General features: G+C 41.6%; 21 protein-coding genes. 6 read left to right on the forward strand and 15 right to left on the reverse strand.

What is annotated here, in order from left to right:
- Positions 1-25 precede the first annotated feature (25 nt).
- Positions 26-148 carry a tyrosine-type recombinase/integrase gene (locus YH65_RS11415; RefSeq protein ID WP_342666066.1) on the reverse strand — a complete coding sequence of 41 codons (123 nt, stop codon included), beginning with the start codon at positions 146-148 and terminating at the stop codon, positions 26-28.
- Between the two features lie 542 nt (positions 149-690).
- Here YH65_RS11415 and YH65_RS06590 point away from each other — a divergent pair.
- The 3 genes from YH65_RS06590 (at position 691) to YH65_RS06600 (ending at position 2,018) form a co-directional block, all read left to right on the forward strand.
- Positions 691-1,392 (forward strand): hypothetical protein, encoded by a 702-nt coding sequence (locus YH65_RS06590; protein ID WP_046551181.1) that lies wholly within the window; start codon positions 691-693, stop codon positions 1,390-1,392.
- A 151-nt stretch (positions 1,393-1,543) separates the two neighbouring features.
- On the forward strand, positions 1,544-1,774 hold the full coding sequence (locus tag YH65_RS06595; RefSeq protein WP_046551182.1) for a ribbon-helix-helix protein, CopG family: 231 nt from the start codon (positions 1,544-1,546) through the stop codon (positions 1,772-1,774).
- Entirely contained in the window at positions 1,767-2,018 is a 252-nt protein-coding gene (locus tag YH65_RS06600; protein ID WP_179944227.1) for a type II toxin-antitoxin system RelE family toxin, read from the forward strand. Before YH65_RS06595 ends, YH65_RS06600 begins: the two co-directional genes overlap by 8 nt.
- 145 nt (positions 2,019-2,163) lie before the next feature.
- Here the strand turns inward: YH65_RS06600 and YH65_RS06605 are convergent, their stop codons facing one another.
- The 6 genes from YH65_RS06605 to YH65_RS06630 all read right to left on the reverse strand — a co-directional run bounded on the left by YH65_RS06605 (position 2,164) and on the right by YH65_RS06630 (position 6,302).
- Positions 2,164-2,907 carry a sulfite exporter TauE/SafE family protein gene (locus YH65_RS06605; protein ID WP_046551184.1) on the reverse strand — a complete coding sequence of 248 codons (744 nt, stop codon included), beginning with the start codon at positions 2,905-2,907 and terminating at the stop codon, positions 2,164-2,166.
- A gap of 42 nt (positions 2,908-2,949) precedes the next feature.
- A complete protein-coding gene (locus YH65_RS06610; RefSeq protein WP_179944228.1) occupies positions 2,950-3,372 on the reverse strand; it encodes a hypothetical protein in 423 nt (140 codons plus the stop codon).
- A 74-nt stretch (positions 3,373-3,446) separates the two neighbouring features.
- Complete coding sequence (gene dusB, locus YH65_RS06615) at positions 3,447-4,403, reverse strand: tRNA dihydrouridine synthase DusB (protein WP_046551185.1); 957 nt, start codon at positions 4,401-4,403, stop codon at positions 3,447-3,449.
- Between the two features lie 20 nt (positions 4,404-4,423).
- The gene (locus tag YH65_RS06620) at positions 4,424-5,458 is read right to left on the reverse strand and encodes a hypothetical protein (protein WP_046551186.1); all 1,035 of its coding nucleotides are present in this window, start codon (positions 5,456-5,458) and stop codon (positions 4,424-4,426) included.
- A gap of 13 nt (positions 5,459-5,471) precedes the next feature.
- Positions 5,472-5,828, reverse strand: coding sequence for an RNA polymerase-binding protein DksA (gene dksA, locus YH65_RS06625; protein ID WP_046551187.1), 357 nt, complete (start codon positions 5,826-5,828; stop codon positions 5,472-5,474).
- A 12-nt stretch (positions 5,829-5,840) separates the two neighbouring features.
- A complete protein-coding gene (locus tag YH65_RS06630; RefSeq protein WP_046551188.1) occupies positions 5,841-6,302 on the reverse strand; it encodes a 23S rRNA (pseudouridine(1915)-N(3))-methyltransferase RlmH in 462 nt (153 codons plus the stop codon).
- Positions 6,303-6,373: 71 nt separating this feature from the next.
- Between YH65_RS06630 and YH65_RS06635 the strand changes: the two genes are divergently transcribed.
- Positions 6,374-7,090: a leucyl/phenylalanyl-tRNA--protein transferase gene (locus YH65_RS06635; protein ID WP_052746116.1), complete on the forward strand. Its 717-nt coding sequence runs from the start codon at positions 6,374-6,376 to the stop codon at positions 7,088-7,090.
- A 27-nt stretch (positions 7,091-7,117) separates the two neighbouring features.
- Here YH65_RS06635 and YH65_RS06640 read toward each other — a convergent pair whose 3' ends face one another.
- The 6 genes from YH65_RS06640 to YH65_RS11260 form a co-directional block, all read right to left on the reverse strand.
- Positions 7,118-7,735 (reverse strand): fumarylacetoacetate hydrolase family protein, encoded by a 618-nt coding sequence (locus YH65_RS06640; RefSeq protein WP_046552072.1) that lies wholly within the window; start codon positions 7,733-7,735, stop codon positions 7,118-7,120.
- A 51-nt stretch (positions 7,736-7,786) separates the two neighbouring features.
- Entirely contained in the window at positions 7,787-8,386 is a 600-nt protein-coding gene (locus tag YH65_RS06645) for a hypothetical protein (protein ID WP_046551189.1), read from the reverse strand.
- A 187-nt stretch (positions 8,387-8,573) separates the two neighbouring features.
- Positions 8,574-8,789 (reverse strand): hypothetical protein, encoded by a 216-nt coding sequence (locus YH65_RS06650; protein ID WP_046551190.1) that lies wholly within the window; start codon positions 8,787-8,789, stop codon positions 8,574-8,576.
- A 163-nt stretch (positions 8,790-8,952) separates the two neighbouring features.
- Positions 8,953-10,431 carry an NAD(P)/FAD-dependent oxidoreductase gene (locus tag YH65_RS06655; RefSeq protein ID WP_046551191.1) on the reverse strand — a complete coding sequence of 493 codons (1,479 nt, stop codon included), beginning with the start codon at positions 10,429-10,431 and terminating at the stop codon, positions 8,953-8,955.
- A 402-nt stretch (positions 10,432-10,833) separates the two neighbouring features.
- Positions 10,834-12,168 (reverse strand): IgGFc-binding protein, encoded by a 1,335-nt coding sequence (locus YH65_RS06660; protein WP_154806477.1) that lies wholly within the window; start codon positions 12,166-12,168, stop codon positions 10,834-10,836.
- Positions 12,169-12,181: 13 nt separating this feature from the next.
- Positions 12,182-12,793 (reverse strand): outer membrane protein, encoded by a 612-nt coding sequence (locus YH65_RS11260; RefSeq protein ID WP_052746118.1) that lies wholly within the window; start codon positions 12,791-12,793, stop codon positions 12,182-12,184.
- 139 nt (positions 12,794-12,932) lie between these two features.
- Here YH65_RS11260 and YH65_RS11265 point away from each other — a divergent pair, with 139 nt between their 5' ends.
- Positions 12,933-14,783: a 7TM diverse intracellular signaling domain-containing protein gene (locus YH65_RS11265; protein WP_052746119.1), complete on the forward strand. Its 1,851-nt coding sequence runs from the start codon at positions 12,933-12,935 to the stop codon at positions 14,781-14,783.
- A complete protein-coding gene (locus tag YH65_RS06675) occupies positions 14,780-15,475 on the forward strand; it encodes a response regulator (protein WP_046551192.1) in 696 nt (231 codons plus the stop codon). The genes YH65_RS11265 and YH65_RS06675 overlap by 4 nt, the downstream gene beginning before the upstream one ends.
- A gap of 87 nt (positions 15,476-15,562) precedes the next feature.
- On the opposite strand, the gene YH65_RS06680 is transcribed toward YH65_RS06675, so the two are convergent.
- A complete protein-coding gene (locus YH65_RS06680) occupies positions 15,563-17,467 on the reverse strand; it encodes a PKD domain-containing protein (RefSeq protein WP_046551193.1) in 1,905 nt (634 codons plus the stop codon).
- 12 nt (positions 17,468-17,479) lie between these two features.
- Positions 17,480-18,091, reverse strand: coding sequence for a porin family protein (locus YH65_RS06685; protein ID WP_046551194.1), 612 nt, complete (start codon positions 18,089-18,091; stop codon positions 17,480-17,482).
- Positions 18,092-18,263: the final 172 nt, after the last annotated feature.

Genomic DNA, 18,263 nt, shown 5'->3' on the forward strand with positions numbered 1-18,263 from the left:
AAATTAATTTGGAATTATAGCATATTTACACCATATCCAACGGGCTTGCCACCCTGACCTTGTTCATCTCGGCAACTATGTGGGTATAGATCATCGTGGTTTCAACACTTTTATGACCTAACAGTTCCTGTATACTTCGCAGATCAATGCCCTTTTTTTATGCTGTAATGCTTAAATCATATTTTCTCACGAACAACATCTAGTTATTTCTTTTTTTACTTCCATAAAATACTCCTCAAAAATAGGAAAACATAATGTCCTCTATTACCGGAAATTAACAAATAGAGGAATACTTTGTCCAAATAACGGCTTATATCAGACTAAAAGGACATAAGCAATTTTTATGATTCTATACTATTTATAAAAATAGCGTTAAAAATCTTTCAAATTGACATATTTTTAGCAATAGCAAGACATTTTTGATATACTACTAATATTAAAAATAAAGCAATAGTGGGACAAAGTGTTCCCCTAATAAATAGATGCGACGTTTCCACTTCGCTACAACATCGCATCGGCCGCGCTGATCACTGAACGCAATCCCTTGCCATTTGCTGGTCTCCGCTTCGCTACGTCCATCAAATGCCAGGATACACACATCAAGTCTGCTACCAGAATACCCTTCGGGTTATTCTGATATCATACTGAATGGTGATCAGCGCGGCCGTTATAAGCCAAAGGAGAGCTGAGTTGATAAGTCCAGAAGATAGAAATCGGGTGTTGATTAAGTTTATGGACGAGACGCATGTTGACTCTTTTGTTAATCAAGGGCTTCTTCACATGAATAATATTCAATATTTTAGAGAGTATGAAGATAAAGACCCAGCATTAAGGGGTGATCTTCACGAGGGGTTATCAGCTAGCTATCTACCTGAAAATGTTGTGTTAGAGATTAACGGACATATCATTGCTGATGCAGTTGATAAAATAGACATAAGAGAAATTCATAACGAAGAAACTAATGTCTACTGCATGACAATTCTAAGTGATAAAAATATTATTGATGCTGGTCATGATGGTTTGCACTTGTCTAGTGATTTTATAAAATTTGGTAATAAAGCGGTTTTTATCGGTGGTAGTGATATAGCTAAGTTTTATAGGCGTTTGGAAAATGCAATTAATAATCACCCCTCTATATATACTTTAGAAGATGATTCTATAGTTGGTAGAAAGGTTACATACCTAAATAGATCAGATCATCATAGTAGGCTTAATATATACAATAAGTTCCATGAGTATTCTTGGCAATTCGAATGGAGGCTTGCACTGAAACAGAAAAATAAAAAGGGCGTATTGGAGCTTCGGATTGGTAATCTCTCCGATATTGTGCATGTTGTTGATACTGAGTCACTTATAAATGAAGCAATTAAATTCCAAAAAAATGGCTTATAACAAGGCACTGCAGTTGACCCAGCAATACGCCGTTTCGCTTCGCTGCACTCTGCATTGCAGGTCAACTGAGTTTAAGCGTAAGCACTTGACAAAGTTTTTTATTTGCACTACAATTGTATATACAAATTGAAATGAAAGGCGCTTTGGTATTATGAAACAAGCAATAAATATTAGACTAGAAAAAGATGTGGTAAAAGCTCTTGATGAATATGCACAGGAACTTGATAAAACACGAACAAGTCTTGTTGAAAAAGCTATTGAATTGTATTTTGACAAACTAGATGAAATGATTGCTGATAAAAGAATTGATGATTTAAAGTCTGGGAAAACTACACTTGTCCCACTAGAAGAAGTTTTCAAAAAAGCAGGGATTGATGTATAAAATTGCATTTGATAAAGATGCTGAAAAAGAATTTTTAAAATTAGATGTACAAGCACAAAAACTTGTATCGACTAAAATCTTAGACTTGCAAGATGGAAACTTTTCAAATGATAAACAGCTCAAAGGCAAACACAAAGGCAAGTTCAGGAAAAGAGCTGGAAATTACAGAATCATATACCTAAAAGAAAATGGTTATTTGGTTATTTCTGTCATTAGAATTGCTCACAGAAAAGAAGTTTACTGAACTTATAACAAAACATACATAGTCAATAAATTACCTGACAGCCATTTATTGGCTGAAATCAATTGTTATAATAATATTTAGAAATTTAAATATAATGCCAATTCTAACTTTTAATATGTTAAAAACAAATCTTTAGAGGTTCCCTTTACACAAAGAACATCTTCCTGACCAGTATTGCGAGAGATATAAGATAGAGCAGCATCAAGGCTGACTTGTGGTGTGTATCGTGTACGTGGTCTTTGAGCCAGATACCTCCGAATACACCTATGAGCGAACCGACCGCCACGATGAGCCCGTTCTGGAAGTCGATCGTGCCTATCATCAGGCGGCTTATCATACCTGCGATGGACGAGAAGACAACAAAGAAAAGCCCGGCACTGATCGCTTTTTTGAGCGGATAATGCAGCAAGCCGACCAGAATAGGTGTAAGGATGATCGACCCGCCGATCCCCAGGGTAATAGAGAAGATACCGATCAGCAATCCTATAAAAAAGAGCAATCCTTTGTTCAGGGTTTTCGAGTGAGAATCGTCTATGTGCATCTTTGAGAAGAACAGTCTGAAAAGGGCAAAAAGCAATATGCCGAGAAAGAGTACCTGAAGTACCGTATCGGAGACGTAATGGGTCACGTATCCTCCAAGATATCCCCCGGCAAAACCGCCGATACCGACAAAGATCCCTTCACCAACAATAAGAGAACCCTTTTTATGGTTCAGGTAGGAGCCGTAGACCGAAGAGAAGACCATCTGGATGATGGAGATACCGATGGCATCTTTGATCTCAAAACCGATCGCAAGCAGTATCGGTACGAGGATCATCCCCCCGCCGATGCCGAAAAAACCGGACATAGACCCGATGAAAATACCGACAAGTAGAAGTTCTATGAACATAGTTCTGCTCCAAAAATGAATGCGAAATTATAGCATTTTTATCTATACCGGCAGGTACATGAACTGCGACAGGAAAATAATCGTGATCACGAAGGCAAAAGGAAGTACATGACTTTTAAAAACAAACGGCTGTATCTTGAAGTAAACCTGCAGTCCGCCTCTGAGTCCAAGCCAGATACCCAGGAATGCTTTTAAAGAAAGAAGCGACTGAAACCAGGTCAGTCCGTCAGGCCCGATGGGACCATAGACCTGAGAGATAAGATAGAGTCCGGTCAGTACGGCTACAATAAGGCTCGGCGGCACTACTTTACGCACATACTTCATAAAGGATTCACGTATGGCTGCATGTTCTTCTTCGCTGTAGGAGCGTTTGATCTTACTAAGAAAAAGATTGTCAGTGATAAGAAAACCGCCATAGATAAAAGCGGCAAAAAGATGGATGGTCTTGATGATTACAAAAGTCATGAATTCTACCTTGAAAAGTTTGTGTGATTATAGTCTGATGAGCTTTATATCTCTTTGATATGCATCAAAAAACCCTATGCTTCGTGAAAGAACTTCTGTGAAAAGAACTCTTCCACTACTTCACGCATCTCTTTGGGATCTTCAATACGGTTGACCCTGTCTCTGAAGATCGAGGCACCCTGGTATCCTGCTTTGGAATAGGAGTGAAGATTCTTTCTGAAGATGATCGCCCCGTATTTGTCATAATACTCGATCATCTGGTCGAAATGCTCCAGAACCACCTCTTTGATAAGTGAAGAGGTCGGTTGTGACATTCCCTCTTTGATCTGTTTGAATATCCAGGGTTTGCCTACCGCGGCACGGCCTATCATGACACCGTCGGCACCGGTATATTCCAGAACCCACTGCACTTTTTCCGGAGAATCAATATCTCCATTGGCAATGACCGGAATATCCACTGCCTTCTTGATTTCCCTTATGGCATCATAGTCCACCGGGGCTTTGTAGCGCCCTGCTCTGGTACGGCCATGCACGGCAATGTAGTCCGCACCGCTTGCCTCGGCGATCTTTGCGATCTCTATATGGTTTTTTTCATTGAAACCAAGTCGCATTTTCATACTGGTATAAGGCTTGTTGGAGTATTTCTTGATGGTCTCTATGACCCTTCCCATTTGGGGAAGATCCGTCAAAAGAGAACTTCCCTGAAGATTGTTCACCACCTTGGGAGCGGGACAGCCGCAGTTCAGGTCGATCACGCTCACACCTTCCTGTTCATTGATGATCTCTACGGCATGTCTGATCACCTCAAGATCAGACCCTGCGATCTGTATGGAGTACGGGTCTTCCAGAGGACTCTTTTCAAGCATTTTATGGGTCTTTTTGCTGTTATGGACCAGGGCATTGGAGCTGATCATTTCAGAAACGGTAAGATCGACACCGAACTTTTTGACAACGGAACGGAAAGGAAGGTCTGTAAAGCCCGCAAGCGGGGCTAAGGCATAAAGGGGTTTTGAAAAATTGAGAGATGCCATTTATTTAAAGATGCAAAATACTACTTGACACAAATAGTATCTACACTGACAAGATCTTCAAGTTTGAATTTTCTATGACTCTTTTTCAATTCATTGAAAGCTCTGAATTTCAGAAATTCGTGTGCTTCGTGCTCATCGAGATAGGCACTTGCCTCATCTAGCAGTTCATAGTCAAAAAGAAGATAGAGATAAGCTGTCTGTGACTTCGGATACTTACTCTGGTATGATTTGAAAAGTGCAAGGTTCTCGTTGGGAGAAAGAACCTTTTTGGTGACATTGGCGATCTTCACAAAGTCGGTACAGCTTAGCTTCAATACGGCAACAAAGTCATTCAGAATATCGACACTTAGCCCCATATCCTCCTCATGTACCGCTCTTGCAAGCATCACATGCAGACTTTCAGCATCAAAGATCTTGGCATACTTGCGTGCCTTGAAGAATGTCTCTTTGCGCGCAAAGATATCGAGTGCCTGCTTCTGTACCATTTTGGAATATTGCGAAGAAGATTTCATAACCTCTTCGACAAATTCAGGGTCGGTCTGAAGCCGGTTAAGTCTGTTCTTGATCAAATGCGGGTTCCCCTCGCTGAAAACCTTTGACATCTTGTTCTCTTTGAGATCGACATATTCACCGTTTTTGATCTTATTGAGGATATTCACTACTTTGGACAGTCTTGCATTAAGCCCTTCAACCGTATCATTGACGGTCAATAGGGATTTACCCAAGAGAATAGCCGAACCTCTGATCTCTTCTATGCCATATTTCTGTTCTTTGGGTTCATTGACCAAAGACCAGTAAAGTGCATCTTCAAGCGTAGAAGCGTCCTTTGCCCACCTTTTGAGTTTGAAATAGCTTTTCAAAGAGTAAAAGATCATATGGATAGCGGTAAAGAGTAATAACACTCCCATAGGCAATACAACCCAGACTGCCACAGGGAAATTAAAATTGATCCCCATGAATTCTACAAGATAGTTATTGGGATTGACGGTATAGGTCAATGCCCCGGTAATAGCCATTAATGTCAAAGCAGCGAATATATACAGCCCCAGTCTCATCTTCTCATCCTTTTTATTGTTGTTCTTTTTCGTTGATCTCCCGGCAGGTGATACAGAAACGTGCGAAGTTCTTCACCTCGAGTCTCGCCTTTCCTATAGGCTCTTCACACATTTCACAAATACCGTAAGTTCCTTTTTTTATTTTATCCAAAGCTAGGTCAATTTCCGCTAATTCCTTACGCTGTTGCTCCAAAATCGCGGAGTCCACTGCTGTTTCCGCAGAAGCAGCGGCATAATCCCCCTCATCATTAAGGTCAAGATTTCTCATACCTTCCAGTTCAAGCTCAGTCCCGTTAAGATTCCTCTCTATCTGAACACGTCTGTCCAGCAACTTGTTTTCAAACTCTTTCAGTTCTTCCTGTGTTAACATTTCTCTTCCTGTTTATTTATGATATGGGTGATTGTGATTAATGCTCAGACCTCTGAATATCTGCTCCATCAACACAACCTTCACCAGTTTATGTGAAAGCGTTATTTTACCAAATGATACGGCATTATCACATTTGCTTAAAAAATCCCTCTCAAAGCCGTATGCGCCGCCAATGTAGAAGTTTATCGTTACGCTATCCTTAAGCAATTTCGCGAATTCGAAGCTGTCCACCTCTTTTGAAGCAGGATCCAAAGCAATATTGATACCGCTGCCCAAATATTTCTCCAGTACTTTGCTATAGGATCGCTGTGCCACCTCAGGAGAGAGGTCCTGCGCTTTGGCGATCTCTTTGTCAAAAAGTTCGATCACTTCGACTTTGGCAAAAGGTTTGGATATTTTTTTATAATGCTCGATCAATGGGGCATAGAGCTGATCTTTACCCTTTTTATCGATGATAATAACGTTTATTTTCATGCATAACCCCAAAAAATTTTGTAATTGTATCCATTTTTCAATACAATTACAAAAAAGAAGAGGAATAAGAGTTGCATAACCTCATCGATACCATTCAGCTCGGCATATATCATCTGCCCTATGACCTTCTATCCGATCGGGCACTGCTTACGGAGAAGATCTATTCGGATATGCGGAAAAACTATTACTGGAGTGAAGATTTCACACCCGAATATTACATTGCCCAGGCCAAGGCGGGTTTCATTGCAGTTACCGACTCTTTTGAAGAAAACGATCTCCTCCTGCCAGAGATACAGTTCTCCTATGCCCTGCTCGACTTCAGGGACCTTCATATCAATAGAAAAGTACAGAAACTTCTTAGGAAAAAACCACTCCACATCGAGATCGATACAGCACTCGATGCCGTTGTCCAAGGTATAGAGCTGACACACAGGAACAACTGGCTGACACCACGTTACCTGAAGATGCTCAAAGAGACAGAAGGAAAAGATGGGAACTTCAAGGTCATCTCCGTAAGTCTCAGTGACGGGGAAAAACTTGTAGCCGGTGAGATTGGATATATCATAGGCAGAACCTATACCAGCCTGAGCGGATTCAGCTGCAAAGAAAAACCCTATAACCATTACGGTACCGCCCAGCTGGTCCTGCTTGCACAGCATCTTGAATCCGAGGGTTTTGCTTTCTGGAATCTTGGACAACCCTATATGGACTACAAGTTCGCACTGGGTGCAAAAATCTATGAGCGGGGCGAATTTTTAAAACGCTGGTTTGAAGCTACAGGGCAATAAAAATACAATCTCTTTCTCTACACAGTATTATTTTCCATCCTCTGCAATCCACTCCACTTCTATCAGAAGTTTCTCCCCTGCATAGATCTGACCTAGGAACCTGTCCCCTACACGGTAGGTAGAAACACCTTTGGGCGTACCGCTCATAATGATGTCGTTATCTTCGAGTGTCATGAACTGCTGTATCTCTTCAAGCATCGTATGGGGTTTATAAATCATCAGGTCATATTCTGCGGACTGGACCAGAACATCATTGATATAAAGCTTCATGTGTAAACTTTCCACCGGATCATTCAGAGGTACAAAATCACTCAATACTGCAGACTTGTCAAAGGCTTTGGCACGCTCCCATGGCAACCCCTTCTTTTTTAAGTGCTTCTGTATATCAGCATGGGTAAGGTCAAGACCAAAGCCCACACCAGTAATCTCGCCATGACGTATCAGAAAACAGATCTCCCCTTCAAAACGACACTGTTCCGAGAAGTAATACAGCTTGTTTGAAATAGCGGAGTTCGGTTTGTTGAATACCACCATATTTTTTGGAATCTCGTTGCCGAGTTCTTCTATATGCTCTATATAGTTTCTGCCTATACAAACCACTTTTGAAACAGGAAGATGCTCATTTAAATACTTTACTGTTTTCATTTTCTTTTTCTTTGGGAAGGCTTCAATAGAGTATCCTGCAATAAGCAATGCTCAGGTCCCTTGCCCCTCTTTCATTATCTGCTTGAGTTCATCCGCATAGGGTTTTACCACTGCTATATCCTCTGCTTTGGCACTTCCCATCATTCCCGACATCATATTGCGCATCATCTCCTGCTGCTCTTTGGGTGCCTGGGCAATCTGCTTCTCCATCTCCACAGCCATCATTGCCCTTACGATCCTTGTCGTTTTCAGTGTCAGGTCCAAAGCACTGTCATAACCGATCTCCCGGGCATCCTTGTCCAATACGTTCTGCACACCGGAAAGCTCTATGGCCTTTTTGACGAATGTATCGAAACTGACACCCTTCTTGAGGACTGCGGCAGCTTTTTCATACCCTTTTTCCATTTTGTCACTGTAGTCGGCATAGTGACTGTCCTTCTTTTTTATCAAAGCCATGAACAACTCTACATCCTTGGATGAGAGTTTGTCATTACTCTCTATGGGAGCGGTCAGGAACGGCAGAAGTGCCATTCCCTTTTGCATTTCCTGCATTTGGGCATTCATATTGGGCATCTGTGCCGACATTTCGGCATGGATGTTCGACAAAAAACCAAAGGTGAGAAGCAGCGTGAAAACTATTTTCTTGATCATGATATATCCTTTTTGTATGTTTGGTCTACTGTAACAGAAAAAACAATAACTCCATTCCCTCTTTTAAATTGTATCATATATAGTATTTTCTTTTAAACCATACCGGCGGCTTTACTCCTGTAAGAGAAAAGAAGCTCTGGGCTTGCAGTACTGCAAATAGAAACAAAAAGCGAACACTTCCATGCATTTACCTTTTAAACAGTTTTGCAATACCTCTTATGATAAGAAAAATAATGTAAACTACAAATGTGATGATCAGCGGATGCAGCGGGCCCAGACCAAAAGCACCTGCATTTGGCAGTGCCATAAGATGGTCTACAGGGTGGGAGATCCACTCTTTGAAATGCATTGCTATGGCTAAAAACAGAAATATTCCTGTAAATATCATCAACTCTTTTTTCATAGGTTGTTCCTTTAAACTGAATATATTTATATGGATATAATGATAACAGAAAGAGTTAAGAAAGAAGCGGATATTTGAAGGTTGTTATAATGATCCTTCAGAAAAAGTGTATAAAACATAAGAGAAGACGGACCTCTGTCCATCTTCTTTGAGATACTCAGGGCTACATCAAACCTTTCATCATTAAATGCCAGTACATAGGCTTGAGCATATAAAGGTCGAACGCCCACCATATCCATCTTGGTTTGGTTGGGTCCAGGAATGGGAATGACGGAGCTACACCATCAAAGTCAAACTCGGCAAGCATGATCTCACCATACTGTGTTTTAAGAGGGCATACGGTATAACCATCGAATTTCGCTTCGGGTTTTTTTCCGTTCATCACTGCAATAAGATTTTCCGTAAGGACAGGTCCATGGTGTCTAGCAGACCCACCTGTCTTTCCTTTTGGAATACCGAGAATATCTCCGATACCAAATACGTTTTCATAGCGTCTATGCTGCAATGTATACTGGTCACACTCCAGCCAGCCTTTTGCGGTACCCTTCTGCCATCCAAGAGGAGAACTGGCAACTGCATCGACCGGTTTCATCGGAGGAACGACATGGATGAAGTCATACTCCATCTCTACCATTTCGGTATGGTTGATCATATCGTATTCTTCGAGGTCCTTGTCATATTCGCCTTTGGTCTGATAGGTATGCTCAAAAGTCGCTATTTTCTTTTCTGCATCGATCTTTCTGAGGACATGGTTCCATTTATCGGTAATATTGCCGTACATCGGTGTCACTTCTTCTACCAGTGTTTTGTTATATCCCGGAAGACCAAAGAGCTTTGTACCTTTCTTACAGAAGCTGAACTGTGCATTTTTGCTGACATCCGCACCACCTTCCGGACCGTTCCCTCTCAGGTTGTCATCACTCAGGTAAAGAATCTTCTGCGGTGCACCACCACACTTGATCGGTGTATCAGGCTGTGTACAGATCACCTTGATCGGTTTTTCCGGAGAAGCCGATTCTGCCGCCGATCTCATCTCCTTAAACCATTCCCAGGTAGCCACGCCACCTTTGGCCGTTCCATCTACAGGGTTGTTAAGATAGACAGAAGAGATTCCGTTCTTGCCCACAAGATCCGGACTCATTCCTTCGATACCTTCATAATTGTAGGCAAGCCCTGTTGCAACGACCAGGTAGTCATAAGAAACATCACCATTTTTCGCTGTCGTTACTTTATTGTTGTCAGGATCGAATGAAGTCACTTCATCTTTTACCCAGTTCACACCATCGGGTACAAGATCGGCATTGCTGTGCTGTATGTCACTTTGTTTATAAAGTCCTGCCGCCATGAAAACCTGTCCCGGCTGGTAGAGATGCGTTTCATTGGGTGCGATCAGTGTGATCTCGGCATTGGATGCCGCTTTTCTCAATCTTGCAGCTGCCATAATACCGCCGGCACCACCGCCCACTATCACGATCTTTGCTTTTTTGTCACTGCTTGGTCCTGCTTCCGCCCGGGTAGGCGCACCCATCATCATTGCTGCACCGCCTGTCAGTCCCATGACCTTCAGTGCATCCCTTCTGCTCATACCCGCAGTAGTTAATGCATCATATGCAATTTTACTTGATTTTATTTCGTTTGACATATTCTTCCTTTAGTAAAATTAAAAATCAGGATTATTATAAATTTATTACCATTTAATCAGGCTGAATTTTCGTTAAATATTATAATTTTTATTTGAATATATTATAATTTTAATCCCTTTCTACTCCTATGAGGTGATTGAGATTAATCTTAAAGATTCAAATATCAAAACGCATGTTCAGTATCATCTTGGACATACAGTCATAATACTATTCATTTGCAAAGGTGCGTGGATTTAGCCTGGGTATCAAAAATACTGGATCGCAAAATTGAATGTTGCTATGCCCTCTGCATGCTCACCATAATATTATATCGCAAGGTTACGACCCAAGGGCTGGGGGAATAATTCTCTCAGAATTGAAACAAGATAGAGAGGGCTGCACCAGCCCTCTCTACAATGCTATTAATGTTTTGTCAAATGCAGGCTTGACGGATATCCATATGAATCATAATCAGCAAATCCATATCCCAAAAGACCGAATGCCACACTGCTTTTAAAGGTATGTGATCCCTCATCGATCTGTATTTGTGCAGTCGCATAGGAAGTATTTCCTGTAACTACTGTAAATTCACTACTGTCTATCGCTACACCATCCATTGTAATATCACCGATATTCGCTGCAGGAACAATAATGTTGACATAGTCTGTAAACCCTACCGGTGTTTGAATAATATGCGTTGTATCATACTGGTTTGTGGCAGGGACCAGAGCCATGAACGGGTCGGACGTTACGTCATCGTACGTAGTTCCGTTTGAATACTGAAGCACCATGATCGGATGATTCGCCTCTACATACTTTGCACCATCAAGGATCATTTCATGATACTGTCCGGCATCCAGTGTTGCAACGACTGTTCCATCCACTTGTATTTCAGTGCCATCAGCAGAAGCCACAAACCTGAACGTGTCACCTCCAACTCTTGTAGCCAAAGGTACTGTGACAAATGTTTTCTCCCAGGTATCGACAGGCAGCATCTGTTCTACGAGATGATCACAAGCAGCCTCCGTATCAGGCACATCTGCACATTGGTCTCCACTAAGTACGGCGATCTTCTTATCACTGGTAATATGTGTACCTGTCAACTCACCACTGTATTGGTATTGATAGGTTTGCCCTTTATTTAAAGTTACATTTCCTTCAGTACCTTCCGGAGTATGATATGTCACTGTGGTATTATCTTCAATTGCTATAACAGAAAATTCATCAGCCAAGAGATTTTGATATCCGGCAGCATAATACTCAGTTGACAAAACCTGATCCGGCAATGCCAGGAACGCATCTGTTGTATATTGGATTCGATTCAATCCAACCACAACAATATTTTCATTGGAAGCTATCTCTATCATTTTGTTCTCTATACCTGTACCTTCCTGCATCATTCTGCTGTCAATGATCACTTCTTGTGCCACATTGGCTGTAATATGTTCGGTCACAGTACTATTGTCATCCGAGAGCGTAATATTGACATCCGTATCTTTCTCGCTGGAAATACTGAATGCCAATGTGGCCCCACCAGTATAATTTGCCATAAATCCAGTATGGAATACTTTACCCTGGTTTGACGGCGGCGGTGGTGGCGGTGGTGGCGGTGGCGGTGGTGGCGGTGGTGGCGGTGGTGGCGTACCCCCTATAAGTTGTGTATCTGACGGTATACCCTCAGTCTCACACCCTGTCAATGCCATTACGGCAGCAGCAGATAACAATATCATTAATGTTTTAAAATTTATATATTTCATGCTTTATTCCTCCCTAAAATCTATAAGAGACACCAAGTGTCCACGCATTAGAATCTACATCTTCGAATTGTGCTCTGTAGTCAAACCCTGTATCATCATACAAAGAGACATAATCTGCAAAGATAAGTACATTCTCCATCACTTCATACTGTGCACCAAGTCCCCACTGGAATCCACTCTCATAGGCATCACCACTTTCAAGGTTTCCTAACTGCACACCACCGTAGCCAAGCAGTGCATAGATATCGAACTTTTCAGTTACCGGATACATCGGTTTCACATAAATTCCCCAGTAAGAAATATCATCTGCAGCATCACTGCTTGGATTTCCTGTATTTCCCGGATCATAATCGGTATTGAAACCAAACGATGCTCTACCTTCCAATGCTATATATTGATTGTACTGGTATCCTGCCTGCAGCATCACCTGAGACGAAGTGAACTCTTCAGCACTCTGATCATCATGCAGTATTGTCCGTCCAAAGCCCAACCCTACATAAAATGCAGAGTTATCTACTGCCACTGGCACAACTACTGGTTCCTCTACAGGTGCAATATCCCCTCCCGCATATGCCAATCCACTCATTGCCATGATCGAGACCAAAGAAAGTGTTAATTTCTTCATTTTTTCTCCCTTTTTTAAAACTTTTTAATTTAGCTGGCTTTATGTAAACTATACAGCCCACCATTTTTTATTTTATAATAAAAATGTGCCAAAAATGTGCCAAAATGAGGTTTTTACATGATTTTAGATAAAATTTTTTATGATTTACAACTATTTAAAAAGTATTATCATTATTTTTATCCTATTGACCGGTTCAGCGTTATACGCTGAGACTGTAGATATCTCCAAAAATGAAAAAGTCTCTCTCCTGGAGCACAGCAGTATTTTTATAGGAAAAAAAGATCTTCCTCTCAAAACGATCATAAGAGAAAATAAATTCCAACCATTCCATGATGATTATCTGAATCTCGGTATCTCAAAGGGTTACATCTATATACATTTCAGGTTGCTAAACCCTACTGAAAAGCCCATCACTAAAGCACTCATAGCCCATTCACCTCTTTTGGAGAACATCACGCTCTATGTTCAGAATGACCTTGACAAAGGTCAGAGCAGAGGCATCATGCATCTGGACGATACACATATTACCATTCCATATTATTTCACTATTTCAATAGCCCCGCGGAGTACAAAAGATTACTACTTGAAAGTGCATTCTTCTATCAGAACCGTTGGTTTCTCACTCACCATAGATGACAAAGAAAAGTTTTTGGAACATGACCGTAAACTTCAGGCTGTTGACATGCTGTTCATTGGGATGGTCATGGCACTCATGTTCTACAGTTTTTTCCTCTCCTATTTCATTAGTGACAGAAGCTACTTCTTCTATGGTTCATACCTTCTCATGCTGCTTTACCAGCAGTCAAGCTATCTGGGACTCATACAGCTCTATACACCAAAATGGTTTATTGTCTTCGATACACATATGATCATTATGAAGATCAGCCTTCTTCTGATATCTGCAGCCCTGTTTGCCATATATTTCCTTGAAATAAAACGATATCCATGGCTGCACAAGATCTATTTCCTTATTATTGGCATTTCGTTTATTCAGATCATGATTCTCGATCCGTACAAAGCATCTCACCTGCTTACAGCCATACTGGTTTCAACCGTCTACATTTTCTTCAACCTCTATGCCGGGATTTATGTTTACAGAAGAGGCCTCAAACAGGCAAGGTTGTTCATTGTCGGTGTCGGTTTGGTCTCCCTCCTTTATATTGTCATGCTTCTCGATGTACTGGGCATGGTCTCACTGATGCGATATTTCAACAGTTTGCTGCTGTTTGGAACTGCTCTGGAAGCATTCATTCTCTCTCTTGCGTTTGCAGACAGATATCTGATCTTACAGGCAGCCAAAGAAAAAGCAGATACCCGTATACTGCTGGAATCAAAGAACAGAGCCTCGATAGTCGAGCAGGAAGTGCTAGAAAAGACGAAAGAGCTCAACCAGGCACTGGAGACAAAAGAACTTTTAATCAAAGAGATACACCATCGGGTCAAGAACAACCTTCAGCTTATCCTCTCCATCATCCGTCTACAGAATGATGAAATAGACGATATACAAGTTTCACAAAAACTCTCCGACCTTGAATCGCGCATCAATGCTATTGCCACGACCTACTCGATGCTTTTGGAAAATGCAAGTCTTGAAGAGATCGATATGAAAATCTATTTGGACAACCTGCTTCTGGACATTTCCGAATACCATAACTACTTACATTACCGTATCGATATACATACCGATATCGATGCCGGCCTTCCCATAAAAGAGTCTGTCTATGTCGGTCTCATTGTCAACGAACTTGTTACCAACTCCTACAAATATGCTTTCCCTGACGGCAAAGGGTCTATCGATGTCAAGCTGCATGAAGAAAAAAACCATTATACTTTGATTGTTGAAGACAGTGGTGACGGATTTGAGCCCGATGCCAACAACAAAAGCCTGGGTCTCAAACTCATACATACCCTGGTCTACGACCAGCTGGGCGGGAACATGGAACTGTTCACCAGCGATCATACCAAATACATTATAAAGTTCGCTATATGACCACAATGAACGTACTGATAGTCGAAGATGAGAGCATTGTTGCAATGGAGATAGAGAGCTATGTCAAAAAACTCGGCTATCATGTCGTAGACATCTGCTCCAACGCCGAAGACGCACTGGCCGTTGCGAGAGATGAAAGGATCGACATTGCCCTGATGGACATCTGTATCAAAGGTGACCTCGATGGTGTAGAAACCGCAGAGCTCATTAAAAAAGCCTATCCGAGAACAGAGATCATCTTCCTGACCGCACACACAGATGACTACAACGTTGACCGTGCTATCACACTCGATCCTGTCGCCTACCTTTCAAAACCGTTTAACCGTGAAGAGCTGCGTATCTTTTTGAAGATCGCTACACAGAAAGTACAGGGGAAAACGTTTAATAAAAAAGATATTCCACATCATATCTATCTCGACGAGGAGTTCTGCTACGACACACGAAACACCATGCTCTTCTGCTGCGAAGAGCCTCTGCGTCTGACCAAAAAGGAAAGTGCCCTTATGGACATCCTCATCGCCAACAAGAACAAGGTCGTAGCCACCTACACGATTGAAAATACCCTCTGGCCGGAGAAGGATACTACGCCCAATACACTCAGAACACTGGTAAGGAGGTTGCGGGAGAAGCTGAAATACAGGTTTGTGAAAACGGTTAACGGGCAGGGATATATACTGACCATTAACCAGTAAAACGTTAATTACACTAATATCTTCTAACTATGTATTCCCACGAAGATCGTGGGAATACAAGGGAAATACTATTGGCTCAATTTGCTATCAATCTCCATTTTCTGTATCTTCATAACAAATATTGAGTTTAAACGACGTTTCATCATCCCTCCATCGCAAAAATTGAGCTGTTAATTGATAAGAACTGCCATCTGCATGTAATTCTGCACGTATAGACAGGTTTTTTGTTCCTATACGGGCATTTTCTAAAAAGTCATTATATCTTTGAATATTATAGCCATTAATAGCAGGCGTTTCAGCATAAAGAAGCTGGTTCCAATCACCTCCATTTGCAGTATAAAGATAGGCTGTTCCCGCACTATAACTAAAATGGAATGTTGTGATTCTGGCTGTGAGATAAGCAATTTCTATGTTTCCTGGAAAAGAAAAATCAAATGTGACATTTCCAGGATCAGCAGGTGTCTCCGAATCACTATTGGTTGTTGTTGTAGCCCAATAATGAAATTCTGATTCTTCATATATATTAGCATTATCAGGGGTAACGGTCAGATATGGACTTGTTGGCTGCGCAGCTGGATCATTTATAATATATGAAAAATCATAATCAGAATCTTCAGCCTGGACAGTTATTGTTATATTGTCTTCGGATGTTGCTCCATCATTATCTGTAACCCTTAAAGTGAATGTATGCTCATTCGCGTTTGTTCGATTAATTGATGGCGGAAGTTGAATAGTTGGTCCATTATCAATATGAGACATATTTCCATCAGACCAAACAAACCATTCATAACTGACAATTGTTCCATCAGGATCGTTACTTTCTGATCCATCCAATATTAATGTCTCACAAATACTTATGTTGTGATCATCACCAGCCTTAGCTACGGGAGGTTCATTTTCAGGAATATACGGCTTACTCGTCGCCGGGTTGATACAGCGTACTTCAAGACCATATTCTCTTGGCAGTCCTGCGATCATATCCCCTTCACCATTACCCCAGAATACAAGACTTATATCTGGAGATCCATAGTCAGGATTTCTTGTCCAGTATGCCCATTCATCAGGACTACTCAAACTACCATCCTCATAATTTCTATGCCCTCCTACTGTTTCAAAGTGCAGCGTCTCAGTATCTGCTCTCGTCAGTACCATATAATCCTGTGCCGATGGAACCACATAACCACACGGACAGACCTGTGTAGAGGAAACTTTATCTGTACTCTTCCACCCTACATATCTGAGAGAACCGTTATTGTCAACATCATATGCTACCCAGTCAGGAGCACGCTGTACATACCCAGATGCATGTGGAAATGTTCCTACAGTTTTTGCTTCACTTCCTATATCTTCAATTATAAATTTACCATACCAGCTGTCACTGCTATTGGACTCAATTGTCGTTGCTTTTGTCATTGTAGTCTCTGAGTCTCTCTTTTCATGACCATCAGCAGCTCTACCCCACTGATAGAGATCGCCGATTGCGTCACTGTCATTTTCATCATCCGCTACTTTATTTGCTCCAAGGTTTCTGTCCAGCCACTCCTGACCATTTGCAAGAGTAATCGTTCCGAACCCCGCTGTTTCCAGACAAGTCGGACCTTCAGGCTCAACCAGTGTCACTTGAGTATTATCGGTTGCGGTTGCCCCGTTATTGTCCGTTACAACAAGCGTGACCGTATAGGTCCCTGCAGCCAGATCCTCAGTAGAAACATCCTCAGTCATTCCTGATCCGATGATAATATCCTGTATTTTCCATACATAAGAGACGATTGTCCCGTCCGGATCATAACTCTCACTTCCATCTGCCGTCACGGTATCTCCGATTGTAACTTCACTTGGGATCACTTTTGCAACTGCTACAGGAGGTATATTTTTTGCACTTCCGACAAGTTGTGTGTCGGATGATATACCTTCGGTTTCACATCCTGACAAACCAAGTACTACAGCACCAGATATGAGTGCGATTACTGTTTTTCTATTGATATATTTCATTTTCATTCCTCCTTAAAATCTATAAGAGACACCAACTGTCCAGTCTTCGGCATCCACATCTTCAAGCTGTGCTCTGTAGTCGAACCCTGTACCGTCGTACAGTCTGACATAATCAGCGAAGATCAGCACATTCTCCATCACTTCATACTGGGCACCAAGTCCCCACTGGAACCCGCTTTCGTATGCATCTCCGCTCTCGAGGTTCCCCAGCTGTACACCACCGTATCCAAGCAATGCATAGACATCAAAGACTTCAGTGACAGGGTACATCGGTTTGACGTAGATCCCCCAGCTTGAGATATCGTTATCGTACTCTCCGCCTGTATTGGTTGTCAGGCCCGGGTCATAGTCCGTATTGAACCCCAGCCATGCACGTCCTTCGAATGCTACATACCTGTTATACTGATATCCTGCCTGGAACATAACCGTTGTGGAGCTTATCTCTTCTTCGGTCTGGTCATCATTGATATAGGCAGCACCCATACCGAGACCGATATAGAAGGCACCCTCATCTACAATAACCTGTACCGGTACCACTTCTTCCACAGGAGCGACATCGCCCCCAGCATAAGCCATTCCGCCCAGTGACAGAATGGCCACAAAAGAAAGAACACTTTTCTTCATCTTTTCCCCTTTTCAAACTTCTTAATTATTAGCAGACAATATATAAAATACTTAATCCACTTATAACAAGTATAGTGAAAAGATGTGCCAAAGGTGTGCCAAAATGAGTTTTTGTAGTTTTTTTGCAATATTTTTTAAATTTTAATACCATATACTGCTTATTTCACTTTCG

This window comes from Sulfurovum lithotrophicum, assembly GCF_000987835.1.
Lineage (GTDB): Bacteria > Campylobacterota > Campylobacteria > Campylobacterales > Sulfurovaceae > Sulfurovum > Sulfurovum lithotrophicum.